Raw genomic sequence first — 23,560 nt, forward strand, 5'->3', positions numbered from 1 at the left:
AGCGGGGGCTACAGGTTGCCCCGCTTCGCCTGCTCCCGCTCGATGGCCTCGAACAGTGCCTTGAAGTTGCCCTTCCCGAAGCCCATCGAGCCATGCCGCTCGATGAGTTCGAAGAACACGGTCGGCCTGTCCTGGACCGGCTTGGTGAAGATCTGGAGCAGGTAGCCGTCCTCGTCGCGGTCGGCGAGGATCTTCAGCTCGCGGAGGGTGTCGACCGGGACGCGGGTGTCGCCGACCCACTCGCCGAGGGTGTCGTAGTAGGAGTCGGGGGTGTCGAGGAACTGGACCCCGGCCGCGCGCATGGTCCGCACGGTCTGCACGATGTCGTTGGTGTTCAGCGCGATGTGCTGGACGCCGGCGCCGCCGTAGAACTCCAGGTACTCGTCGATCTGGGACTTCTTCTTGGCGACGGCGGGTTCGTTGATCGGGAACTTCACCTTGAGGGTGCCGTCGGCCACGACCTTCGACATCAGCGCGCTGTACTCGGTGGCGATGTCGTCGCCCACGAACTCCTTCATGTTCGTGAAGCCCATGACCTTGTTGTAGAAGCCGACCCACTCGTTCATCCGGCCGAGCTCGACGTTGCCGACGCAGTGGTCGACGGCCTGGAAGGTGCGGTGGGCGGGGGGCTCGACGATCGGGGCGGCCGCCGCGTAGCCCGGGAGGTAGGGGCCGTCGTAGCCGGTGCGCTCGACCAGGGTGTGGCGGGTCTCGCCGTAGGTGGCGATCGCGGCGAGGACGACCGTGCCGTGCTCGTCCTTCAACTCGTACGGCTCGGCGACCGAGCGGGCACCGTGCTCGAGCGCGTAGGTGTACGCGCGGCGGGCGTCCGGGACCTCGATGGCGAGGTCGACCACCCCGTCGCCGTGCTCGGCCACGTGCTGGGCGAGGAAGTGGCCCCAGGGGGTGGCGGCCTTGATGACCGAGGTGAACACGAACCGGGCGGAGCCGTTCTCCAGCACATAGCTCGCGGTCTCGCGGCTGCCGTTCTCCGGTCCGGAGTAGGCCACCAGCCGCATGCCGAAGGCGGTCGAGTAGTAGTGGGCCGCCTGCTTGGCGTTGCCGACGGCGAAGACGACCGCGTCCATTCCCTTGACCGGGAAGGGATCGGCCTGCCGGGCGGTGTCGGGAGTGTGGTGTGTGGTCTGCGTCATGTGCGAAGCCTGGCTCCGCCCTGCAAGGTGCGCAATAGTTTGCGTGTCCACTGGACAACATGTTCAGCGGTACGGCCGTATCGACGGACTTTCTGTGCAGGATGACCATCTCTCGGGGAGGCTGCCGTGGGGATCGACGAGCTGGACGGGCGGATCATCGTGCTCCTCGCGCGCGAGCCGCGGATCGGGGTCCTCGAGATGTCCCGGCGGCTGGGGGTGGCCCGGGGGACCGCGCAGGCGCGGCTGGACCGGCTTCAGTCGAACGGAGTCATCCGGGGGTTCGGTCCGCAGGTCGATCCGGCGGCGCTCGGCTACCCGGTGACCGCGTTCGCCACGCTCCAGATCCGGCAGGGGCAAGGGGCCGACGTACGGGCGCACTTGGCGACCGTGCCGGAGGTCCTCGAACTGCACACCACCACCGGCAGCGGGGACATGCTGTGCCGCCTCGTGGCCCGCTCCAACGCCGATCTCCAACGTGTGATCGACCGGGTTGTCGGTTTCGATGGGATCGTCCGGGCCGCCACCGCGATCGTCATGGAGAACCCCGTTCCGCTGCGGATCATCCCGCTGGTGGAGCAGGCGGCGGGTGATCCGGCCCTTCGGGAGTGACCGAGCCAGCGGGGTGAGCGGGTGTGAACTTCTGGGAGTACCTCGGCAGCCGCCACCAGCAACTGCTCGTGGACGCCTACCAGCACGCGAGCGCCGTCTTCCAGTGCATGGTCGCGGCGACGGTGATCGGGGTGCTGATCGGGGTCGTGACCTATCGCAGCGAGTGGGCGGGCAACCTCGCCACGACGGCCACCTCGACGATCCTGACCGTCCCCTCGCTCGCCATGATCGGCCTGCTCGTCCCGGTCGTGGGCCTCGGGGTGCCGCCCACGGTGATCGCCCTGACGCTGTACGGGCTGCTGCCGGTCGTCCGCAACGCGATCGTGGGGCTGCGCGGGGTCGATCCCTCGCTGGTGGACGCGGCCGAGGGGATCGGGATGTCCCGGGTGACCCGCCTCGCGCGGGTCGAGCTGCCGCTCGCCTGGCCGCCGATCCTGACCGGGATCCGGATCTCGACGCAGATGCTGATGGGCATCGCCGCGATCGCCGCCTACGCCTCCGGTCCCGGCCTCGGCAACGAGATCTTCCGCGGCATCGCCTCCCTGGGCAGCAGGAACGCACTCAACCAGGTGCTCGCCGGCACGCTCGGGATCGTCGTCCTCGCCCTGCTGTTCGACGCCGCGTACGTCCTGCTCGGGCGGCTGACCATTCCGAGGGGGATCCGTGTCTGAGACGTCCGGCGCCTCGGGTGCGGCCATCGGGCTGGAGCACCTGACCAAGCGGTACCCCGGCAGTCCGCAGCCCGCCGTCGACAACGTGACCATGGAGATCAGGGCGGGCGAGACCGTCGTCCTCGTGGGGCCGTCCGGCTGCGGCAAGTCGACCACGCTCAAGATGATCAACAGGCTGATCGAGCCGACCGGCGGACGCATCCGGATCAACGGCGAGGACGTCACCGACATCGATCCGGTCCGGCTGCGCCGCAAGGTGGGCTACGCGATCCAGTCGGCCGGACTCTTCCCGCACATGACGGTCGCGCAGAACATCGCGCTCGTGCCGCGGATGATCGGCTGGGGCAAGGCACGGATCGGCGACCGGGTGGAGGAACTGCTCGACCTGGTCGGACTCGACCCCGGCGAGTTCCACGGCCGCTATCCACGCCAGCTGTCCGGCGGTCAGCAGCAGCGGGTCGGGGTGGCCAGGGCGCTCGCGGCCGATCCGCCCGTCCTGCTGATGGACGAGCCGTTCGGCGCGGTCGACCCGATCACCCGGGACCATCTCCAGGACGAGCTGATCCGGCTCCAGCGCGAGCTGCACAAGACGATCGTCTTCGTCACCCATGACTTCGACGAGGCGATCAAGCTGGGCGACCGGATCGCCGTGCTGCGCGAACGCTCCCGCATCGCCCAGTTCGACACCCCGGAGGCGATCCTGACCAACCCGGCCGACGACTTCGTGTCCGGGTTCGTCGGCGCCGGGGCGGCCCTGAAGCGGCTGAACCTCACCCGGGTGCGGGACGTGGAGATCACCGGCTGTCCGACCGCGACCGTCGACGACCCCCTCCAGGAGATCTTCAACAGGCTCCGGGGCAGCGGGACGAACGAGATCCTGCTGCTCGACAGGCGCGGACGGCCCTACAAGTGGCTCAGGCGCGGCGACATGATGCGGGCGAAGGGGTCGCCGGCCCGGGCCGGGACGCCGGTGAGCGACACGGTGACCAGGGACGCGACCCTGCGGGACGCCCTGGAGGCCGTGCTGACCGACAACGCGGGACGGGTCGCGGTGACGGGGCGGCACGGTGAGTACACGGGGGTCGTCGACATGGAGACGCTCATGAACTCCGTGCACGCACTCCTGGAGGCGGACCGGCTGGAGGCCATGGAGCATCAGCACGAACTGGAGACGATCCGGGCCGACCGGACGCACGCCGAGCAGGAGGGCGCCGCCGCAGGGGGGCGGACGGCGTGACGACGGCCGCGAGTCCCGTTGCCGAGGACGGGCGGGAGGAGGGCGCGTCCGCTCCCCCGCCGGGGCCGCCGAAGCGGCGGGTGACCTGGCGGAAGCTGACCTTCCTGCCCGCGTTCCTCCTCGCCGTCCTGCTCGCGACCTGGCTGTGGTTCGAGCAGGCCGACCTGGACCCGCTCTCCGCGAACGCGCTGTCGAACGGGCAGGTGTCCAAGGCCCTGTGGCAGCACGTGGAGCTGACGGTGGTCTCGACGTTCTTCGTGCTGATCATCGCGATCCCGCTGGGGATCGTGCTGACCCGCGGCGCCTTCCGGAAGGCGAGCCCGGTGGTGACGGCGGCCGCCAACATCGGCCAGGCGACCCCGGCGATCGGCCTGCTGGCCCTGCTGGTGATCTGGCTGGGCACCGGCACGAAGGCGGCCCTGATCGGCATCGTCGCCTACGCCGTCCTGCCGGTCCTGTCGAACACGATCGCGGGCCTGAAGGCGAACGACCCCACCCTGCTGGAGGCGGCACGCGGTATCGGCATGTCCCCGCTGGGAGTACTGGCCCGCGTCGAACTCCCGCTGGCGGTCCCGCTGATCCTCGCGGGCGTCCGCACGGCCCTGGTCCTCAACGTCGGCACGGCGACCCTGGCGGCCTTCGGCGGGGGCGGCGGCCTCGGCGTCCTCATCACGACCGGCATCACCAACCAGCGGATGCCGGTCCTGATGCTGGGCTCCGTCCTCACGGTCACCCTCGCCCTCCTGGTCGACTGGCTGGCCTCCCTCGCGGAACTGCTGCTCGAACCACGGGGATTGGAGGTGGGGGGATGAGGTGCGGACGCCGGGCACCGGCCTCGCCGGCCGTCCCACGGGTTCTGAGGCCGGGGCCCCTCCCCCCTCGCGTCCGGCGCACCGCTGCCCACGTGCAGGGGGCCGGGGGCGGGGGCCTGGAACGGAGGAGCCCGGCGTCGGGCCCGACGGGCGTCCGTTCCCCGGTCCTGCCGTGCCGACGACGAGGCACGGGAACCTCCGGGGCCCCCGGCAGCCCGGGCCCTCCGCCGGTCGCCCGGTCGGTCGAACTGCCTTTGGGGGCAACCGGTTCGGCGGTCACGCCATGACGTCCACGTGCCCGCCCGCCGACAGGGAAGCGCGCCTCCCGTCGCGACGACGTGAGGTGACGGTGTGAAACCGGCCCTCCTGGTGCTGAGCGGTTGCCTGGTCCTGCTGGCCGGCTGTGGGCTGACCAGCGGCTCGCCCATGGCCGACGACGTGGAGCCGGGGTCGATCGGCCGCGGTGAGCCGCTCAAGGGTGCCGAGCTGACGGTCACGTCGAAGGAGTTCACCGAGCAGCTCGTCCTCGGCGCGATCATGGGCATCGCCTTCGAGGCGGCCGGGGCGGACGTGCTGGACCGCACCGGCATCCAGGGGTCGGTCGGGGCCAGGGAGGCGGTCAGGTCCGGGGACGCGGACGGGATGTACGAGTACACCGGCACGGCGTGGATCACCTACCAGGGCAACAGCGAGCCGATCGCCGACCCGCAGGAGCAGTGGACGGCCGTGCGCGGGGCCGACCTGGCCAACGGGCTGACCTGGCTGCCGAAGGCACCCCTGAACAACACCTACGCCCTCGCCACGAACCGGGCCGGCCTCCGGAAGTACGGCACGACAACGCTCTCCGAGGTGGCCGCGCTGGCGAAGAAGGACCCCGGCGCGGTGACCCTGTGCGTGGAGAACGAGTTCGCCAACCGCGCCGACGGGCTGCCGGGCATGGAGAAGGCGTACGGGATGAGCGTCCCGGCGGGGTACATCACCCAGATGGACACCGGGATCATCTACACCCAGGTGGCGAAGGGCAGTTGCCGGTACGGGGAGGTCTTCACGACCGACGGCCGCATCACGTCCATGAACCTCGCGGTGATGCGGGACGACCGCAGGTTCTTCCCCAACTACAACGCGGCGCCCGTGATCAACTCCAGGTCCCTCAAGCGGTGGCCGGCCATCGCGGAGGTGCTCGCCCCGGTCACGGAGAAGCTGGACAACACGGTGGCTCGGGAGCTCAACGCCAGGGTCGACGTCGCCGGGGAGGACCCGCACCAGGTGGCGTTGGACTGGATGAAGGCGGAGGGGTTCGTGAAGTAGGGGCCGGCTCCCGATCCGCCGAGTTACAAAGAACCCGTTGCAAAGGAACCTTTGCAGAGTTATCTTTGTACGCATGCCGGAAGAGCCGAAGGTACGGAAACTCGACGCCCGTTCACTGCGCGGGCTGGCCCACCCGCTGCGGATGGAACTGCTCAACGCGCTGCGCCGGCGCGGACCGGCCACCGCCTCGATGCTCGCCGAGCGCCTGGGCGAGTCCAGCGGCGCCACCAGCTACCACCTGCGCCAGCTCGCCGAGCACGGCTTCATCGCCGACGCCCCGGAGCACGGCAAGGGCCGGGAGCGGTGGTGGCAGGCCGTGGACCAGGGGCTGACCTTCGACACCACCGAGTTCGACGGCGCGGGCCCCGAGGTTCGGGGCATGGCCGAGATCTACCTGCACGAGGTCGCCGCCACGCACGCCCGCGAGCTCTCCGGCTGGCTCAGCACCCGGGATCACTGGTCCACCGAGTGGACCCGCGCCTCCGACATGAGCGACATGACGCTCCGGCTCACCCCCGACCTGGCCACCGAGCTCGTCGACAAGATGCACGCCCTGATCAACGACTACCGCGGCCGGGTCACCGACGAGGCCCCCGGCACGGAGCAAGTCCGCGTCCACACGCACCTGTTCCCCACCGAGACGGACTGAGAGGCCCCGCCATGCACCCCGACACCCACCTGGCCCTGCACCAGCTCCGCGCCGCCGACCTCCGCGCCGAGGCCGACGCGCACCGGCTCGCCGTCGAGGCCAGGCGGCCGTACGCCATCCGCACCCGCCTCGGCTGGACCCTCGTGGAGGTCGGGCTCCGGCTCGCCTCCCCGCGGCCTGCCCTCGCGCCCTAGCAGGCGGGGACGGACCCCTTGCCGGACTCCAGGGCGGTCAGCGCACCCACCGCCCCCTTCAGGGACGTCACCGGGATCAGCCGCAGCCCCTTCGGCAGCTCCGCTTTCGCGTCGGCGCACTCGTCCTTCGGGACCAGGAACACCGTCGCCCCGTCCCGCTTCGCGGCCTGTGTCTTCAGCGCCACACCGCCCACCGCGCCGACCGTGCCGTCCGCGTCGATCGTGCCGGTCCCGGCGATGGTGCGGCCGCCCGTGAGCTCGCCCCCGGAGCCGTTGCCGTGGAGCTTGTCGACGATCCCCAGCGCGAACAGCAGACCCGCGCTCGGCCCCCCGACGTCCGCGAGCCTCAGCGTCACCTTGACCTTGTCGTCGCTGAGCTTGAGGTAGCCGAGGGCCGCCTGGGTCGCCGCGTCCTGGGACTCCTTCATCTGCGCGGTGTTGTGCTTCTCGATCTCCTCGACGTTCTGCCCGCTCGGGTAGACCGCGTCGTGGGGCATGACCGCCCGGTCGGTGCGGAACCAGTTGTCGACGATGTCGCCGAGGGAGATGTGCGCGTCGGGCCCGGTCGCCTCGATGGTCGTCATCCGCAGCTGCCCGCTCGTCGTCCGGGTCGCGGCCCCGGAGACCGTGATCACGGCCGCGCCCTCGTTGTCACCGAGGACGTTCGCCGTCATCCCCGGCTGCGCCAGCGAGAACGGCAGCGGCGCGAGGAGGGCCGTGGCGACCAGCGCCACGACGGGCAGGGCACAGACGGCGACGGCCTGGGGGCGCGTGAGGCGAGAGAGCACGGGATCAATCTAACGCGGCGGTCACTTCCGGCCACGAGCCGGTCAGCCCCGGTACAGATCCCGTCGCGCGCGGGTGAAACGCCGTAGGACGTCGGGCAGCGGTTCGACCCCGATGCCCGGCCCCCGGGGCACCGGCAGGTGGCCGTCCGCCAGGACGAACGGCTCGGTGAGGTCCTCGGCGAAGTAGCGGGAGGAGGCGGAGGTGTCGCCGGGGAGCGTGAAGCCCGGCAGGGCGGCCAGGGCGAGGTTCGCGGCGCGGCCGATCCCCGTCTCCAGCATGCCGCCGCACCACACCGGCACCCCGTGCGCGCGGGCCACGTCGTGGATGCGCCGGGCCTCCAGATAGCCGCCCACCCGCGCGGGCTTGACGTTGACGACCCGGCACGCGTCCATGGCGATCGCGGAGGCGGTGTCCCGGGCGTTGTGCAGGGACTCGTCGAGGCAGACGGGGGTCGTGATACGGCTCTGGAGGCGTGCGTGGCCGTACAGGTTGTTCTCGTCCAGCGGCTCCTCGATCAGCAGCAGCCCGAACTCGTCGAGCCGCCGCAGGTGTTCGGCGTCCGCGAGCGTGTACGCGGTGTTGGCGTCGACCTGGAGGGGCAGCGCGTCCCCGAAGCGCTCGCGCACGGCCCGTACGGGCTCGATGTCCCAGCCCGGTTCGATCTTCAGCTTGATCCGGACGTACCCCTCGGCGAGATACCCCTCGACGTCGTCCAGCAGCTCCGGCACGGACTCCTTGATCCCCACCGACACCCCGGCGGGCACCCGGTCGCGCACCGCGCCGAGGTACACCGCCAGCGGCATGCCGTACGACCGCAGCTCCGCGTCCAGCACCGCCGTCTCCAGGGCCGCCTTCGCCAGCTCGTGCCCCTTGGTCCCGCTCACGGCGGGCCCGACCAGCGCCGCCGAGAGCGTGGGCAGCGCCGCCGCCCTCGGCACCAGGAAGTCCCGCAGCACGAACTCCGCACCGGCCACGAACTCGGAGCAGTACCGCGGCTGCGGGTCGGCGGCGAACTCCGACCAGCCCTCGGCGGTGTCCGTGACGACGTGCAGCAGGAAGGTGTCCTTCGTGGTCATCGTGCCGAACGAGGTGCGGAAGGGAGTGACCAGCGGGATCGCCACATGGACGACTTCGACGCGCTCCAGCCTCATGCGGCGGCCTCCTTGGTGAGGGTGTACCAGCCGTCCCGGGACATCCCGGTCGCCCGGAAACCCTGCCCGAACGCCTCCGTGAACACCTCGCGCACGGCCCGCCGCCAGCGCAGCGCGAGCGCCGGGTCGGCGGCCCGCAGCCCGACGACGTCGTCCGGGACCCGGCACCAGACGTGCAGGTCCGCGAGGTCGCGGCGGGCGAGGACCCCGCCGTCGGGAGCGCGGTGGGTGGCGGGCGCGTCCTCGCGCTCCCCCGTGTCGTACGGCTGTCCGGGCGCCGTCAGGTCCCAGGTCACCGTCAGCCGGTCGCTCTCGTCGCCGCCGTTCACGCCGTCGTGCATGGGGCCGTAGAAGTCGACGAGGTACTCGGTGCCGACCGCGCCCAGCTTGACCAGGTTGAAGCGGGCGTTGCGGGCGACCAGCGGGTCGAAGGTCCAGCGCATGGTGCGGACACCGAGACCCAGCGCCCAGGCCCGCTGCGCCTGCTTCACCGTCTGCCCGACCCCGGGTTCCGCGGCGGCGACCAGGGAGTACGCCTCCGCCGAACCCGGCGGCCCGAACACGGCGGCGCAGGCCCCGGCGAGCCGCCGCCCGTCGTGGGCCGCGTGCACCGCGCCGCCCGCGTGGACCAGGCTGTGCAGCACCTCGGCCGGGTAGGGCGGGGCCGAGGGCGGGGTCCGCCACACCTCGCCGAAGTACGCGCTGACGGCACCGAGGCCGGCGACGTCGTGGACGGTACGGATGCTCACCACGGTCATGCGCCCAGTCTCGGCCGCGGGCGGGCGCTCCGGGTTGTGCAGTCGTACAACGTGTGCGTACGTTCCTTTGCGGAACAGCCAAGGAGCGGGGAGGTGCGACTCGTGGACGCCTGCACCCTCGGCGACCTCCTCGACATCGTCGGCGGCACCTCGGTACGGCTGCACACCGCCCCCGCCGGGCTCACCGCCCCCGTCACGGAGGTGGTCCTGCACGACGCCCACGCCCCGCTCCCCCGCGTGCCGGGCGCGCTGCTGCTGGCCGTCGGGGTGCGGGCGGCCGCGGCCGGGCCGCTGGCGAGGGCGGCGGCGGAGGCCGGGATGACCGGCCTGGTGGTCCGGGGCCCGGACGGGCCGGTAGCGGAAGCCGAGGCGTACGGCGTGGCGCTGCTGTCCGTCGCCGAGGACACCGCCTGGCACCGGGCGCACCTGCTGCTGGCCTCGGCGACCGGCGCCCGGCCGGTGCCGTCCACGGCCGGGCACGGCGACCTCTTCGCCCTCGCCGACGCCATCGCGACGGCGACCGGCGGGGCCACCGCCGTGGAGGACCCGCGCCGGCGGATCCTCGCCTACTCCACCGTCCCCGGCCAGCCGGTCGACGAGGACCGCCGGCAGGGCATCCTGGGCCTCCGGGTGCCGGCAGACGTGGAGAACACCGAGCAGTACCGGGAGCTGTTCGCGGCCGCCGGACCGGTACGGCTGCCCGCGCTGCGGGACGGCTCCCTGCCGCGCCTCGCGGTCGCCGTGCGGGCCGGCGGGGAGACCCTCGGCTCGGTGTGGGTCGTCGACGCCGGCACACTCGCGCTGGACGCGGAGGAGACGCTCGTCCAGGGCGCGTCGACGGCGGCCGTGCTGCTCCTGCGGGCCCGGGCGGCACAGGAGCTGGCCCGGCACCAGAGCGGTGACCTGCTGCGGCGGGTGCTGGACGGCACGGCGGACCCGGCGACGTCCGCCGTACGGCTCGGGGTCGAGGGGCCGGTGCGGGTGGCGGCCTTCGTCTCGGACGCGGCCGGCCTCCCGGACGCCGGACAGACCGGGCTGCGGCTGCTGGACGTCGTACGACTCCAGTGCGAGGCGCGCTACGGGCGGCACGCGTGCGTACTGCTCGACGGGGTGGTGTACGCGCTGCTGCCGGCGCCCGGGGACCGTCACCGGCGGCTGGCCGAGGACATCGTGGCGCGGGCCGGACAGGCGCTCAGGGTGCCGGTGCGGGCGGGACTGGGCGAGGTGGTGGCGGGGCTCGGGGAGGTGGCCGGTTCACGGGCCGACGCCGACCTGGTCCTGCGGGTGCTCGGGCCCTCGCTGCCGGTGGCGACGGTCGACGAGGTGCGGCCACGCGTCACGCTGCTGCGTCTGGCCGAAGTGCTCGCCGAGCACGGGGAGTTGACGAAGGGCACCTGGCGGCGGGTGCTGGCCCACGACGAGGAGCACGGCACCGACCACGCCCGCACGCTGGTGTGCTGGTTCGACGCGGGGTGCGACATGGCGGGCGCGGCGAAGTCGCTCGCCGTCCACCCCAACACGTGCCGCTACCGGCTGAAGCAGGTGCGCCGGCAACTCGGCATCGACCTGGACGACCCCGACGAACGCCTGGTGATGTGGCTCCAGTTGAGAGTACTGGCGGGCCTCGGCCCGAGCACGCCCGCCGATTGACCACGCGCACAAGTCGGCCGACGGCGGCGGCAGGTTCACACGAGGGCATGGCGGCCGACGGCGACGGCGGGTTCACACGGGGGCGTGTCGGCCGACGGCGGCGGCGGGTTCACACGAGGGCATGGCGGCCGACGGCGACGGCAGGTTCACACGAGGGCGTGTCGGCCGACGGCGGCGACAAGTTCACACGAGGGCGTGGCCGCGGACGGCGACGGCAGGTTCACACGAGGGCGTGTCGGCGGACGGCAACCACACCCACCCAGGGGCGCGGGGAACTGCGCGACCAGCCCCCACCGAACCCGCAGCCGACGACGAACCCGCACCGCACCGCACCGCACCGCTCAGGTCAGCGCAGCGCCTCCGCCACCTCTCGCGCAGCGTCCACCACCCGCGGCCCCACCCGCTCCGGCACCGCGTCCGCCAGCATCACGACCCCGACACTGCCCTCGACCCCGGTGACCCCGAGCAGCGGCGCGGCCGCCCCGCTCGCCCCGGCCTCCAGCTCGCCGTGCGTCAGCATGTACCCCGGTTCCCCGAACCCCTGCTGCCGGGCCGCGAGGATGGCCCGCCCCGCGGCCCCGCGGTCCAGCGGATGCCGGAACCCGGCCCGGTAGGCCACGTGATAGTCCGTCCACGTGGGTTCCACGACGGCCACGGCCAGCGCCTCGGCGCCGTCCACCAGCGTGAGGTGGGCCGTCGCCCCGATGTCCTCCGCGAGCGACCGCAGCGCGGGCAGCGCCGCCTCCCGCACCAGCGGATGCACCTGCCGTCCGAGCCGCAGCACCCCCAGCCCCACCCGGGCGCGCCCGCCGAGATCACGCCGTACGAGGGCGTGCTGCTCCAGCGTGGCCAGCAACCGGTACACCACGGTCCGGTTGACGCCCAGTTTGTTGGAAAGCTCGGTGACGGTGAGCCCGTGGTCCGTGTCGGCCAGGAGCTTGAGGACACGCAGTCCCCGGTCAAGCGTCTGAGAGGTCTCCGCGGTCACGACGCCCACTCCTCCAAGTGGTGAGGTCGGCAGCCCCCTCGCGGCGGATGCGTCACCGAGTCCCGTCAGTGACGCGCTTCAGAGGCCGCCGATCGGCCGGCGGCCCGGTCCCTCGCCGGGCCGCGTCGCTTCACGGCTGCGCTCCGCGGCGGCGCTGCCACGGGGCGTGTGCGTAGCGGGACAGTAGCGAAGCGGGTTCGCTCAGCGGAAGCCTCCGTCCAGAATCCGGGCACCAGCCGGTACGGACCACTCCGTTTGTCCTGATACGTACGGTCGGCCTCCGGCAGGCTTCACCGCATCCGGGTGGCCCACTCCTGCACCTTGGCGATCCGCTGGCGGAGCTGCCCGGCCGTGGCCTCGGCGCTCGGGGGGCCGCCGCACACCCGGCGCAGCTCGGTGTGGATCACACCGTGGGGCTTGCCGCTCTGGTGGACGTAGGCGCTGACCATGGTGTTGAGCTGCTTGCGCAGCTCCATCATCTCCTTGTGCGAGACGACGGGCCGCCGCTCGGCGGGCAGCTCCAGCAGGTCCGCCTCACTGTCCGGCTTCTTGCGGCTGTGCGCGATCTGCCGGGCCTGCCGCTTCTGGAGCAGCAGCTGCACCTGGTCCGGTTCGAGGAGGCCCGGGATGCCGAGGTAGTCCTGCTCCTCCTCGCTCCCCGGGTGCGCCTGCATGCCGAACTCGGCGCCGTCGTACAGCACGCGGTCGAAGACGGCCTCGGACTCCAGCGCCTCGAAGGCGAACTGCTCCTGCTCGCCGGTGTCCTCGTCCTGCTCCTTGTTCGCCTCCTCCATCTCCTTCTCGGACTCGGCGTACGGGTCCTCCTCGCCCTCCTTCTTCGGCTTGTCGAGGGCATGGTCCCGTTCCACCTCCATCTCGTTGGCGAAGGTGAGCAGGTCGGGCACGGTCGGCAGGAACACGGAGGCGGTCTCGCCGCGCCGCCGGGACCGTACGAAACGGCCGACGGCCTGGGCGAAGAAGAGGGGCGTGGAGATGGTGGTGGCGTACACGCCCACCGCGAGGCGGGGGACGTCGACGCCCTCGGACACCATCCGCACCGCGACCATCCACCGGTCGTTGCTCTGGCTGAAGTCGTCGATCCGCTTCGAGGCGCCGGCGTCGTCGGACAGGACGAGGGTCGCCCGGGTGCCGGTGATCTCACGGATCAGCTTGGCGTAGGCGCGCGCGGAGTCCTGGTCGGAGGCGATGACGAGGGCCCCGGCGTCCGGGATGGCCTTCCTGACCTCGGTGAGCCGCTGGTCGGCGGCGCGCAGCACGCTCGGCATCCACTCACCGCGCGGATCGAGGGCCGTACGCCAGGCCTGGCTGATGGCGTCCTTGGTCATGGGCTCGCCGAGCCGGGCGGCGATCTCGTCCCCCGCCTTGGTCCGCCAGCGCATGTTGCCGCTGTAGGAGAGGAAGATGACGGGCCGCACGACGTGGTCGGCGAGCGCGTTGCCGTACCCGTACGTGTAGTCGGCGGCCGACCTGCGGATCCCGTCGTTGCCCTCCTCGTACGTCACGAAGGGGATCGGATTGGTGTCCGAGCGGAACGGCGTACCGGTGAGCGCGAGCCGGCGGGTGGCGGGCTCGAAGGCCTCGAGACAGGCCTCGCCCCACGACTTGGAGTCGCCGGCGTGGTGGATCTCGTCGAGGATGACGAGGGTCTTGCGCTGCTCGACCCGGTTGCGGTGCAGCATGGGCCGCACGCCCACACCCGCGTAGGTGACGGCGACACCGTGGTAGTCCTTGCCGAGCGGCCCGGCGCTGTACTCGGGATCCAGCTTGATCCCTATCCGCGCGGCCGCCTCGGCCCACTGCTTCTTCAGGTGCTCGGTCGGCGCGACGACGGTCACCTGCTGCACGACATGGTGGTGCAGCAGCCAGGAGGCCAGCGTGAGCGCGAAGGTCGTCTTGCCGGCCCCCGGCGTCGCGACGGCCAGGAAGTCACGCGGCTGCTCCTGGACGTACTTCTCCATCGCCCCTTGCTGCCAGGCACGCAGCTTGCTGGCGGTGCCCCAGGGGGCCCGGCCGGGGAAGGCGGGGGAAAGGTGGTGGGAGGAGGCGGCGGTGGTAGTCACGGTCTCCGTCGGGGTCGAGCGGCTGGGCGGTGTCTTCGCCTGTGTATGACGACCGGGTCACCTTACCGGCGGCCCGCACGTGTCACCGCGCGGACGGGGCCGGGGCGGGTGGGGGTGGGACGGAGGTCACAGTGGGTCCGCCGGCGGTGGCCCTCATGTGCGGGCGGACCCCTGCCCGGCGTGCAGCCGGGTCGTCACCCACGCCCCCACCAGGGCCACCCCCGCCATCGGCAGGAACACCACGGCGAACGCGGCCGGGTGAGAGCCGGATGCCTGGGTCGCGGTGTGGCTCACCGTGCCGCCGCCCAGCGCCGCGAAGGCGGCGCCGCCCGCCGCCAGCAGGACGGCGTTCGAGAGGCCGTCGGAGATCTGGAGGGCGGCGGAGTTGCTGCCGGCCTCCTCCGGGGCGGAAAGATGCAGCAGGAGCACACTGGTGGAGGAGATCACCAGCCCCATCCCGAAACAGCCGAAGCCCCAGGCGACGGCGACCGTCCAGACCGGCACGGAGTCGATCAGCACACTCGGCGCGGCGGCGATCGCGGCCGCGACCAGCACCATCCCCGCGGTCATCAGCCGTTCCCGGTACGGCTCCACCCGCGCCCGTGACTGCACCCACGACCCCAGCGCCCACGTGGCCCCGCCCGCCGCCAGCGAGAACCCGGCCAGCGTCGGCGACAGCCCCCGCTGGGTGACCAGCATCAACGGCACGAAGGACTCCGCCGCCACGAAGGAGCCCGCCGCGACCCCGCGCAGCAGCACGACGGAGGGCAGCCCGCGCGCCGCCCGGTACGTGCCGCGAGGGAGCAGTCCGAGCACGGCCGGCACGAGCAGGGCCACCCCCACGAGACCGGGCAGCAGGGAGAGCGGACGCAGGTCCTGGGCTGCGTACTGGAGGAGCCCGGCGCCCACGGAGATCCCGAGGGCGAGCCGGATGCGGCGCCGGTCGGCGCCGGGAGCACGACCGTCCACCGGGCCCGCGGCCCGCCGCCGTATCTGCGGAAGGGCGAGGGCCAGCGGGAGGACGACCAGCGCCGGAATCCCGACGAACACCCACCGCCACCCGAGGTGCTCGGTCACCGCCCCGGCCGCGAGCGGCCCCACGATCGACGGCACCACCCAGCCCGCCGCGAACGCCGCCATGATCGCGGGCCGCAGCCGTTCCGGATAGGCCCGGCCGACGACGACGTACAGCGCCACGATGACCAGCCCGCCCCCGAACCCCTGCACGGCCCGCCCGAGGATGAACAGCCACATCGCACCGGCCGTCCCCGACAACAGCAGCCCCGCCCCGAAGCAGGCGATCCCCGCGGTCAACGGCCCGAGCGGCCCCTTGCGGTCCGCCCACTGCCCGGCCAGCACCATCCCGAACAGGCTGGTGGTGAAGTACCCGGAGAACGCGAACGCGTAGAGCGCGACCCCGTCCAGCTCCCGCGCGGCGACCGGCATCGCGGTCCCCACGGCGGTCGCCTCGAACGCGATCAGCAGCACGACGGACACGATGCCGATGCTCAGCGCCCGGTACGAACGCCCCAGCACCCCCTCCTCCCCCTCGTCGACGGACGGGACCTGAGGGTCGCCGGTGACACCGGCGTCACGTGGTTCGAGCACTGACATGCCCGCCAGGGTAAGGTCCTCGGCCCGCCTTTGCCCCTGTCGAAAGCCCGCCTCCCCCTGAGACCTTGGTCGTACGACCCCCTCGGGCCCCGTCCCCGTTCATGAACGGCGTATGGCGGTCCCGTTGCAGCCCCCACGCCTCCCTTGAACCACCCCCCACGGCCCCCTACGGTCAAGTCACCGGTTCATCCCGGCCGTGTGCCCGAGTGGTTCAGGGACTCGCCTGCAAAGCGAGTTACGCGGGTTCGATTCCCGCCACGGCCTCCAGTGCCTTGACCAGGTAAGACGATAGGGCGGCATCTCCTCGGAGATGCCGCCCTATCGCTCGTCCGTCTCAGTTTCCGTCTCAATCGACGCCCGGTACACCCGCGATGAGGGTGGGGCTCGGCTCAGCCCCGCCGCCGTCTTGCTCAGCACCGACAAGCTCCCCAAGATGAGTAAGAGCATCAAGACGGGGGGATTCGCGATGATGCCTGTAAGGCGACGGGGCATCGCCCTGTGGGCGGTCGTGGGAGTGCTCACAACTCTATTGATAGTGATCACTCCGTTCTTGCTCCAAGCGGCTGCCCCATCCAACAAGGATTGGGAGCAACTCAGTAACATCAGCCAGGCATACGGAGCGCTTTCTGTCTTCTTCTCCGCAGCCGCACTTCTTGGTGTAGTCGCATCCTTGGTTCACCAGTCCCGCCAGACAGCCGTTACAACGGAGCAGGCTCTGCGCGCCTCGCATCAGTACGTGATCGCGCTGGTGATGAACGATCCGACGCTTCTCCCAGGCGGCGAACCACCTCCAATCAACGTGACAGAGCAAGAGGCGAGGCAGATGATGTTGACGAACCTCTTCGTCAGCAACTGGATAGCCGAGTACCGTCTGAAGCGCTTGAATGATGGCGAACTTCGAGTGGTGCTGAGCACCCACTTCAGAGGTGAAATTCCTCGCAAGCACTGGGAGGGTGCCGGCCAACACTGGCGACAATTAGCCAACGCTTCAAAGGTTCGCAGAGAGATGCGTTTCGTGACCATAGTCGACGAGATGTACAGGGAAGCGGTCGCCCAGGGACCAGCGATCCCATCCAGTTCCTACTTCTCGGGCGGCACTTGATCACTGGGCTGACTGCCAGCCACGCCATTGTCCTCGTCCCGAACCGCCTCAGCCTTCCAGATCAGACCGTCCACCTGCTTCGCCACGTCGGCGCGCACGCCGTCCACCATGTGCTGATAGCGGGCGGCCATGGCTGTGGTGGACCACCCCATGAGGCCCATGACGGCCCGCCCGGGGACACCGAGGATGAGTAGAACCGTGGCGGCCGTGTGGCGCGCGTTGTGCAGCCGACCGTCCCGCACCTTCGCCTCGGCCAAGAGGTCTTGAGAGATTCCGAGACCTCTAGGTACGTACCTCGCGGACTGCCCTGCGGCACGCGTCCTCCCCTTCTTCGCCCATGCCGTCGTTGTCCTTCTCCTCTCTACCATCCCACGACAGGTCGGCACCGCGCTGCCTCCGAAAAACCGAGCAGGCCGGACCACCCTGCTGTCCCATAGCCCCACCACAGGCGCGAAGCAGGTAATCATTGTCTTCCCGTCCGTCCCACTGGCTTACATCTCCTCGAACCACCCTTCGCTCTCCGCAATGACGGCCAACGGAGAACAGTGTTCAGAAATTGCGGCCATGAGTGAAAGGTCGGCGCTGTTAACATGTTGAGGCAACATACGGCTCGGCTCCGCTAGAACCTTTCTGGAGTCAGCGGGCTGCAACCTGTGCTCTATATAGTAGTTCGCCTCAACTGGATCAAACCCTCGGGAAACTAGTCGCATCGCCTCTTTGATCGCACTCAAAGAAGGGACGACTTTTACAAGCGGAGAGTGTAGAAACCTCTGCAACTGATGGTTAGCGTAGAGACCGACAAATTCCCGTTGCGATCCGGCCTTTCGAATGGCCGTAGCGATATCTTCGTCAAAGCGATCACTGGCGCCCGACAGCACGCTAATAAATCGTGACTGGTGCGACAGCCCTCGAGGCAATCGAAACCCTACGCCAGGATCTGTGGAGATTGATCGCCCCCGGAAAGCAGTCGAGAGCCCACGAATATCCTCAGGCGTAAACTCAGATACCCACTGATCCAGCTCGCGAGCATGGTCGAGCATCATCTCAGCGGACGCATAGGACAGCATCGCAGCAATGATGAACCACGCATCCTGCTTCGTCTCGATTGAGCGGACCTGTGTCCCCCACCACTCCGCATCCTTTCGCCGTTGCCGAGCATAGCGGGCGCGAAAGACTGCGGGCAGTTCCTCATCGAGTAGACGCCCGCCCTTTTCTCTTGAAATATTATTGGTTCGGACCCTGCCGCCGGCGAGCGCAAACATCTGCGTTTGCTTGGCCTCACTGCCCAAGACTCGAACCAGGCTCTCGTACGCAGACTGCCAGACATCGATGTTATTTGTGTTCTCGCGCATGGAGTGATAGAGACCGACCAAAGCCTCTGTGACCTCTTCCGCCAGCTGGCCACCCGGACCGCTGTTGTCTGTCAGTCGCAGCATGCTCAAGCTTTGTGCCATGAGCCTACGATAGACGGACAAAGGGAAAAGAGACACTGAGCTGAGTGTCCTGATTACCATACTGAAATGCGGGCCAGCCCGGTAGAGAAATACGGGTTCAACGATCACGTCTCGCACTGCTTCGCGCATTTGCTGGAAGGCGACTGTGCCCTCGGCAGGGTCAAAGACGACATCGTCCGAGACTAGTCTTCTCCAAAACAAATAAGGATCGGAGATTCGCTCGGCGATATAACTCAAATTTTCATCAGAGAGCGTTCGCAAGAGATTCATCTCTGATGCAGCCACGTACCAAAGCTTTTGCTGCGTAACATTCCTAGAGGATTTAAACCTGTCCAACCACCAGCTAGTCAGTCCCGCAGGGTCGCCATTCTTGGAAAGGGCGCGACAGCCGACCAAATCAAGCTGACCGCTCGCCGAGATACCCTTCTGGATACGACCCTTCATTTCTTGGACGATATCCCCACCATCGCCGCCGAATGTCAGCGCCTCATTGCTTGTGCGAGAGGCCAGCATCAGTGCAAGCGCGTCCGGCGATGTAACTCGATCGAATACCCGCGCCGCGCTGCGTGGACCTTGGGAAAAGACCTGATCACGCAGGAGCGTGGCGGCCGCCATACGCGGATATGCAACCAGGGCGAAATCCTTGTCCTCGCTAAGCGCTTCCAGAAGGTCAACCACGTTGGCCAGTTCGCCCTTGTCGGAGAACCCGGCGTAGAACCGTGTGACATTCCACCAATATGGATTTCTCAGCAGCGCTTCGAAACGATCGGACCTACTTCCGCGACGCTCGCCGCCAGGGGGAGAACTTTGAGCAGTCAGGTACAAAAACCGCGCAGCAAAATATTCACGGAGCGGCTGAACTTCGAATTCGAATGTCCCCTCAACCCGACTTGTGAGGACCATGACCCGCAAGGTCATACCAGTGAACAGCTGCTCCAAGAGATCGGGTTTCTTATACCCCTCGCGAGCCAAGTATCGCCTGAGAAGGCCCTTGAGCTTTACTTCGGAGATTCTTCCGCCGGACTGCCCAGTTTCAGCTTGACAATGAAGCTCCCAAGCGACGAAACCGTGCATCTCAAGAATGAGATCCCGTTCGTCCCTCACTATCGAGCTCTTCTCAGCCTCTCGATCGAGGAAGGTGTCCATATAGGAACCATAAAGCGCCGTACGCTTATCCGGCAGGGAAGGCCCCTTGCGCTTTACCAACCACAGAAGGATCGCAAGCTGCATGGGATTTCTTGCAAGGTCAACTATATGCGGGTGCCCGAGCTTTTCACCCAGGACTTTACGGACTGCGTAGGCCTCCTGGTGTGGAACATTTCGCGACTTCAGCCAGCCATCGGTGTATTGGAGCACCATCTGCAATGGCAGATCTGAGAGGCTGAGGTAATTGTAGGCTTTGCGCGAAAATCCAGGGGTTTTAGCGAAAACACTGGGACGGCTCGTTACGACCGTCATCAAAGAAGGGCAGCTATACGAAATTCGGTTAACTGCCTCATCTACAGCATTTACTACATTCTTGCGATCGTTGAAGTCCGGCACCTCATCCAGACCATCCAGCATCAGCAACACTGGCGTGGCACTTGTGACGGCATCCAAGTCGCTCGCTTTGAACTCGATGTCGCCTGAATCGCGCGATACTTGAGCGGCCAAAAAGGCCTCAAGGCTCGCCCCCCAATTGGGCGGGGTACCGGTGTTCTTAATGTCGAAAGGGTCCTCCTTCCGGAGCCACGCCGACAAGTCCCTCAGATCCACGTGGAACGGAAGTCTAATTGGGCTGGAGATGTGCGAAGACGGGAAGCGTGAAATTTCACTAGTGAGGCCCAGAAGGCGCGCTCTGTGTACCTGACAGATATACTGTGCGACAGTCGACTTACCCTGCCCAGGCGCACCCTCTAGAACAATGCGAGTATGCGTTGACTCCGCATCATCTTTTGGGATTATCGACAGATCTCGCGATAGCAGCAGTTCTGCCGCTGGTGCAGCTTCCGATCTATCCCTTACCGAGAGAATCGATTGCGTCTGCGGGGTAAGCAGTCCTTCCCACATCGCGAGAGTTCCGTCGGATTCATCGGCCCCAGGCGCTGCGGCCCGAACCGACATCACGGCATGGGCTGCGACAGTATCGGTCCTATACGCCTCTGCGGGCACATCGACGAAAACATCGAGAAGGTCAGGTTCATGCTCCGTCTGCTTGAACTTGACCACTTTATCTCTTTGGTACTGGTGTCGAAGGTATTTGAGTAAAGCAGCTACTCGACGATCAGCGCGAGCGACCTTTACAGTTTCATGATCATTTATTCCATGCCTGACCGCCCCGATAAGTTCAGCCAGTCCGACAACGTCTCGAAGGAAGCCATACGTGCGCTTAATTTCCGTCTCACCATCCAGGCGGCGATCAATATCGTCTCGCCACCAAACCTGGGAGGGAATATCCACGTTATCGTCTAGCCAGCTTTGCACCCTATCGCGTGTACCCACATCCTCATGCGAGGAACACTGGGCGTTTGTCATAACAATATAACTAGTGGCACCTTTAGCAACGAGGCGCTCGACCTTGCCCAGCTCGCCTTTAATGTGATCAATCAGCCACTTGGCAATTTCGTCTGCCGTGGCCAGCTTGTTTGGCGTCGGCTTGCGGAATTTAACCTGGAAGACTGCACTATCGGAAATTTGTTCGGCTGGGCTAGACGCGTCTCGACCGCCATCCGGCATGCCGACTGGAAAGCACTGGACGTCGGGATACTGCTTAACCAGTAGCGCTTGACACAACTGCTGAAATGTATCGGCACCCAGCGTTTCATAGTCGTACTGCTGCACCACCAGCCAGCTCCCATCCCGTGGCATAGTTGGGTAGAGCGTACAGTCACAGGTGCCCTGAGGGTCAGCTGTTTTACGCAGAACGAAGGTACTTAAGCGTCCGCCGTCGTGTCTGCCAGGTGCGCCGTAGCTCATGCGGAATCGCTGGGCGCCCGCGTCGCTGCGGTTCCTTCCATACGGTCGGTCTTCATCCTGCTCTGCAGAGGCATGGCCAACTACCACCAGATGATGGGCTCCCGTATCGCTCGCCTGGATCCGCAGTCCACGCGCGTCCTCAGCGGCGCTTGTCACGCCGCGTCCGGAGGGCACAACGCCCTCACACGGGTCCATCGACAACCAACGCCAGCAAACGCCCTTTTACCTGTTCAGCGGTGTAGCTCGACAGTGTCAGCCGAGTATGTGGAAGGAGCGGCACCCCTGCACAGGGTGCCGCCCTTCTGCTCACGTGCCGGGGGCGTCGTCTAGGTCAGCCGTCCTAGCTCCGTCTCAGTTTCCGTCTCGTTCGTAGCAGTACGCGGCCGTTCAGGACGATTCGCTCACTCCCCTGCGGTGCCGACCGCACAAGATTGAACGCCTCTGAACGACCCCGGATCATGCCCTGACCAGCTCGGACAAACCTGCAAAGCGAGTTACGCGGGTTCGATTCCCGCCACGGCCTCCGTGGAGAGGGGGCGGCATCTCGTTCGAGGTGCCGCCCCTTTCCCGTGGGGCGTCCTACGCTTGCGGCGGTTGTGGTCGTGAGCGAGGAGGACGCGGGCGTGGTCGACAGCGGGGCGGAGCCGCCCTTTCCCGATTCCCTGTGGGCGGATCAGGCGCCTGCCCCCCACGCGCTGCTCGGGCCCGTGCTCGGGTTCCTGGGGGTGTGGCGCGGTCGGGGGCGGGGCGGGTATCCGACGCTCGACGGTGGCTTCGGGTACGCGCAGGAGGTCCGGTTCAGTCACGACGGGCGGCCCTTCCTCCGGTACGAGGCCCGGGCCTGGCTGCTCGACGACGAGGGGGCGCCCCTGCGGCCCGCGGCCCGGGAGAGCGGGTGGTGGCGTCTGCAGCCGGACGGCCGGGTGGAGGCGCTGGTCACCCAGCCCACCGGCATCACCGAGATCCTGGTCGGGCACGCCGGGGAGGGCGCGGTCGAGCTCGCCACGCACTCCGTGGCGCTCACCCCCACCGCCAAGGACGTGACCGCCACCCGTCGCCGCTACACCCTCGCCGACGCCGGCACTCTGGACTTCGTGCACGATCTGGCAGCGGTCGGGCAGCCCCTGCAGCACCACCTGTCGGCGACGCTGCGGCGTGCGGCCGGTCAGAGCACCCCGCCCACCTCGTCCTGGAACAGCTCCGTCCAGTAGTGCCAGTCCGCGTCCGTCGTCGTGCCCGTGGGGTCGATCGTGGACAGGGCGCGGATCATCGTCTTGGCGACCTGGACGTACAGCGTGTTCGTCAGTTCGTGGGCGAGCGACTCGTCTATCCGGCGCTCCCGGTGCAGGAGCCAGAGGGTGAAGGCGAGGGTGGAGATGTCGGTGTTGAGGGGGTGGAGCGTGCCCTCGCGCTCGCTCCAGTTCAGGACCGCGCCCGTCTCGCCGTCGACGACCAGGGTGTTGTCCTCGATCAGATGGCCGAGGACGATCAGGTGGCCGGCGCGCGGCGGGAGGGCGACCAGGTGCTCGGCCCGGTGCTCCGCGAGGGTCGGGAGCGGGGCGTCCGGGTCGGTGTGGAAGAGGACGCCGTCCTCGGGCAGGCCCGTCTCCGCGAGGAAGCGGCGGGTCGGGGCGTGCGTGAGCGTGGACGGGAAGTCGATGTCCTCGAAGCGGGCGACCCGGTTCCGGCCGAACTCGTGGTCCAGCAGGCGCGGCGGGAGGTCCAGGGCCAGTCCGGAATCCGTGCCCGGGCCCGCCACCAGGGTCAGCGGGCGGATCAGTGCCGCGATCTTCCAGAACGTCGGCACGTCGCCGCCCGTGCCCTCCTCGAACACCGTCAGCAGTTGGCGCGTCGCGTCCTCCACCGCCGTAGGGCCGAAGCGGCCGGCGTAGGCGGCGAACTGGCCGCGCACCTCGGTCAGTTCGTCCGTCGCCGTCGCAAAGCGGACCAGGGTGGGGAGCGACGGGGCCAGGGGCGTGCGGTCCATCAGGTCGGGGCGGGCGTGGAAGAACGCCGTCGTGGAGACCTCGCCGGTGGCCCCGTCGAGCAGGACCGACTCCGTCTCCCTGCCGTGCAGGTCCGTGAGTCCGCCGATCACCAACTGGTCGCGCAGCTCCTCGCTGAGCCGTCCGGCCGGGTCGGACGTGGAGTCCGCGACCGTGCGCAGGCCCTCCCGGCGCAGCTCCTCGAAGGTGAACAGGTCGCTGTCGGCGGGCAGTCCGGGACCGCTGAGCCAGCGGCGGGTCGACACGTGCGAGATGTACGGCTGCAGTTCGTCCTCGGTCAGTCTGATCGCCGCTACGGCGGCATCGGTCGTGCTCATGGCTCCCCCGTGTGCTTCGTACGCAGTCCCCTGGCCGGGCACGGCACGGCGAACCCGTCGG

The 23,560-nt window shown here is 68.6% G+C and carries 19 protein-coding genes, 1 tRNA gene and 1 pseudogene; 11 read left to right on the plus strand and 10 right to left on the minus strand.

Annotated features, from left to right (window positions below):
• Positions 1 to 8: 8 nt before the first annotated feature.
• The gene (hppD, locus tag ACIQJT_RS08570; protein WP_365449729.1) at positions 9 to 1,154 is read right to left on the minus strand and encodes a 4-hydroxyphenylpyruvate dioxygenase; all 1,146 of its coding nucleotides are present in this window, start codon (positions 1,152 to 1,154) and stop codon (positions 9 to 11) included.
• Between the two features lie 126 nt (positions 1,155 to 1,280).
• On the opposite strand from hppD, the gene ACIQJT_RS08575 reads away from it, so the two are divergent.
• From ACIQJT_RS08575 to ACIQJT_RS08605, 7 genes are all read left to right on the plus strand, one after another.
• On the plus strand, positions 1,281 to 1,763 hold the full coding sequence (locus ACIQJT_RS08575; RefSeq protein ID WP_053848827.1) for an Lrp/AsnC family transcriptional regulator: 483 nt from the start codon (positions 1,281 to 1,283) through the stop codon (positions 1,761 to 1,763).
• Positions 1,764 to 1,786: 23 nt separating this feature from the next.
• On the plus strand, positions 1,787 to 2,434 hold the full coding sequence (locus ACIQJT_RS08580; protein ID WP_402641101.1) for an ABC transporter permease: 648 nt from the start codon (positions 1,787 to 1,789) through the stop codon (positions 2,432 to 2,434).
• A complete protein-coding gene (locus tag ACIQJT_RS08585) occupies positions 2,427 to 3,671 on the plus strand; it encodes a betaine/proline/choline family ABC transporter ATP-binding protein (protein ID WP_402641104.1) in 1,245 nt (414 codons plus the stop codon). Before ACIQJT_RS08580 ends, ACIQJT_RS08585 begins: the two co-directional genes overlap by 8 nt.
• Entirely contained in the window at positions 3,668 to 4,483 is an 816-nt protein-coding gene (locus ACIQJT_RS08590; protein ID WP_402641107.1) for an ABC transporter permease, read from the plus strand. The genes ACIQJT_RS08585 and ACIQJT_RS08590 overlap by 4 nt, the downstream gene beginning before the upstream one ends.
• Before the next feature lie 426 nt (positions 4,484 to 4,909).
• A complete protein-coding gene (locus ACIQJT_RS08595; RefSeq protein WP_402641346.1) occupies positions 4,910 to 5,791 on the plus strand; it encodes a glycine betaine ABC transporter substrate-binding protein in 882 nt (293 codons plus the stop codon).
• Between the two features lie 73 nt (positions 5,792 to 5,864).
• The gene (locus ACIQJT_RS08600) at positions 5,865 to 6,440 is read left to right on the plus strand and encodes an ArsR/SmtB family transcription factor (RefSeq protein WP_402641110.1); all 576 of its coding nucleotides are present in this window, start codon (positions 5,865 to 5,867) and stop codon (positions 6,438 to 6,440) included.
• Between the two features lie 11 nt (positions 6,441 to 6,451).
• A complete protein-coding gene (locus ACIQJT_RS08605) occupies positions 6,452 to 6,634 on the plus strand; it encodes a hypothetical protein (protein ID WP_402641113.1) in 183 nt (60 codons plus the stop codon).
• Here the strand turns inward: ACIQJT_RS08605 and ACIQJT_RS08610 are convergent.
• Genes ACIQJT_RS08610 through ACIQJT_RS08620 form a run of 3 tightly spaced genes read right to left on the minus strand, consistent with a single transcriptional unit; the run spans position 6,631 to position 9,332 of the window.
• Positions 6,631 to 7,422 carry a S16 family serine protease gene (locus ACIQJT_RS08610; protein WP_402641116.1) on the minus strand — a complete coding sequence of 264 codons (792 nt, stop codon included), beginning with the start codon at positions 7,420 to 7,422 and terminating at the stop codon, positions 6,631 to 6,633. The two genes, ACIQJT_RS08605 and ACIQJT_RS08610, sit on opposite strands and share 4 nt — an antisense overlap.
• Before the next feature lie 42 nt (positions 7,423 to 7,464).
• A complete protein-coding gene (menC, locus tag ACIQJT_RS08615) occupies positions 7,465 to 8,574 on the minus strand; it encodes an o-succinylbenzoate synthase (RefSeq protein ID WP_402641119.1) in 1,110 nt (369 codons plus the stop codon).
• Complete coding sequence (locus ACIQJT_RS08620; RefSeq protein WP_402641122.1) at positions 8,571 to 9,332, minus strand: chorismate synthase; 762 nt, start codon at positions 9,330 to 9,332, stop codon at positions 8,571 to 8,573. The genes menC and ACIQJT_RS08620 overlap by 4 nt, the downstream gene beginning before the upstream one ends.
• Positions 9,333 to 9,425: 93 nt before the next feature.
• On the opposite strand from ACIQJT_RS08620, the gene ACIQJT_RS08625 reads away from it, so the two are divergent.
• Positions 9,426 to 10,982: a PucR family transcriptional regulator gene (locus ACIQJT_RS08625; protein WP_402641125.1), complete on the plus strand. Its 1,557-nt coding sequence runs from the start codon at positions 9,426 to 9,428 to the stop codon at positions 10,980 to 10,982.
• 346 nt (positions 10,983 to 11,328) lie between these two features.
• On the opposite strand, the gene ACIQJT_RS08630 is transcribed toward ACIQJT_RS08625, so the two are convergent.
• From ACIQJT_RS08630 to ACIQJT_RS08640, 3 genes are all read right to left on the minus strand, one after another.
• On the minus strand, positions 11,329 to 11,970 hold the full coding sequence (locus ACIQJT_RS08630) for an IclR family transcriptional regulator (RefSeq protein ID WP_031041623.1): 642 nt from the start codon (positions 11,968 to 11,970) through the stop codon (positions 11,329 to 11,331).
• Between the two features lie 290 nt (positions 11,971 to 12,260).
• Entirely contained in the window at positions 12,261 to 14,051 is a 1,791-nt protein-coding gene (locus ACIQJT_RS08635) for a DEAD/DEAH box helicase (protein ID WP_280894741.1), read from the minus strand.
• A 153-nt stretch (positions 14,052 to 14,204) separates the two neighbouring features.
• Positions 14,205 to 15,665 (minus strand): MFS transporter, encoded by a 1,461-nt coding sequence (locus ACIQJT_RS08640; protein ID WP_402641130.1) that lies wholly within the window; start codon positions 15,663 to 15,665, stop codon positions 14,205 to 14,207.
• Positions 15,666 to 15,857: 192 nt separating this feature from the next.
• On the opposite strand from ACIQJT_RS08640, the gene ACIQJT_RS08645 reads away from it, so the two are divergent.
• Positions 15,858 to 15,932: transfer RNA gene (locus ACIQJT_RS08645), tRNA-Cys, on the plus strand.
• A 166-nt stretch (positions 15,933 to 16,098) separates the two neighbouring features.
• A complete protein-coding gene (locus ACIQJT_RS08650) occupies positions 16,099 to 16,767 on the plus strand; it encodes a DUF6082 family protein (protein WP_402641133.1) in 669 nt (222 codons plus the stop codon).
• On the opposite strand, the pseudogene ACIQJT_RS08655 reads toward ACIQJT_RS08650, so the two are convergent.
• Both ACIQJT_RS08655 and ACIQJT_RS08660 read right to left on the minus strand, forming a co-directional pair.
• Positions 16,746 to 17,027, minus strand: a pseudogene (locus ACIQJT_RS08655) (tyrosine-type recombinase/integrase); the annotation flags it as partial. The gene ACIQJT_RS08650 and the pseudogene ACIQJT_RS08655 overlap by 22 nt on opposite strands.
• A 231-nt stretch (positions 17,028 to 17,258) precedes the next feature.
• Entirely contained in the window at positions 17,259 to 21,332 is a 4,074-nt protein-coding gene (locus ACIQJT_RS08660; RefSeq protein WP_402641136.1) for an NACHT domain-containing protein, read from the minus strand.
• Positions 21,333 to 21,778: 446 nt separating this feature from the next.
• Between ACIQJT_RS08660 and ACIQJT_RS08665 the strand changes: the two genes are divergently transcribed.
• The gene (locus ACIQJT_RS08665; protein ID WP_402641139.1) at positions 21,779 to 22,387 is read left to right on the plus strand and encodes an FABP family protein; all 609 of its coding nucleotides are present in this window, start codon (positions 21,779 to 21,781) and stop codon (positions 22,385 to 22,387) included.
• Here the strand turns inward: ACIQJT_RS08665 and ACIQJT_RS08670 are convergent.
• Positions 22,342 to 23,499 carry an SUKH-4 family immunity protein gene (locus ACIQJT_RS08670; RefSeq protein ID WP_402641142.1) on the minus strand — a complete coding sequence of 386 codons (1,158 nt, stop codon included), beginning with the start codon at positions 23,497 to 23,499 and terminating at the stop codon, positions 22,342 to 22,344. The genes ACIQJT_RS08665 and ACIQJT_RS08670 overlap by 46 nt on opposite strands.
• Positions 23,500 to 23,560 lie beyond the last annotated feature (61 nt).

The organism is Streptomyces sp. NPDC091972, from assembly GCF_044756385.1.
In the GTDB taxonomy this organism is placed as follows: Bacteria; Actinomycetota; Actinomycetes; order Streptomycetales; family Streptomycetaceae; genus Streptomyces.